This is a genomic window from Blautia intestinalis (assembly GCF_014297355.1).
Classification (GTDB): Bacteria; Bacillota; Clostridia; order Lachnospirales; family Lachnospiraceae; genus Blautia_A; species Blautia_A intestinalis.
The window spans coordinates 1-558 of sequence record NZ_JACOQE010000042.1 but is presented as its reverse complement, the minus strand read 5'-3'; the positions used below and the strand labels follow the sequence as shown (position 1 = coordinate 558).

At 43.4% G+C, this 558-nt stretch carries 1 protein-coding gene; it reads left to right on the top strand.

Annotated features, from left to right (window positions below):
- Positions 1 to 558: MobA/MobL family protein (locus H8Z79_RS16700; RefSeq protein ID WP_187002977.1), on the top strand; the 558-nt coding region annotated here is incomplete at both ends.

Genomic DNA, 558 nt, shown 5'->3' with positions numbered 1-558 from the left:
GCTACCGGGTGGAACAATCCGAAAAATTGTGAGCTATGGCGGAGCGAATGGGCAAACGTCTGTAATGCACATTTGAAAACGGAAAATCACATTGACCACCGTTCTTATGCAAGGCAGGGAAAATTAGAGATACCGACGATCCATGAGGGCGCAGATGCCAGAAAAATTGACGAGAAATTTCAAAACGGACAGACATCCTCTACTTCATGGAAAGTAGAGGAAAACCAGATCATAAAAAGACAAAATGCACTGCTGGATAAAATACAGATTTCTTTTGGAAAAGTATCCAGTGCATTAACACAATGGAAGGAGCGATTGCGTGACATTAGAAGAAAGCCGGGAAGTCATTCCCATGATGGAGACAATGATAAACCAGATCGAGGAACAGCAGAATCTTATGGCAGAGATGGTACAGGAATTGCAGGAACGGGACAGGCAGCTCCTGTCTTTTCAGGAGCAGAACCAGAGTTTAAAAAGCTTAAACAGCGAATTATCCAGGCTGCTAAATCTTTTGCCAGATACAGAAGAACTGCTCTCACAGATCGAGCAACAGAAAAC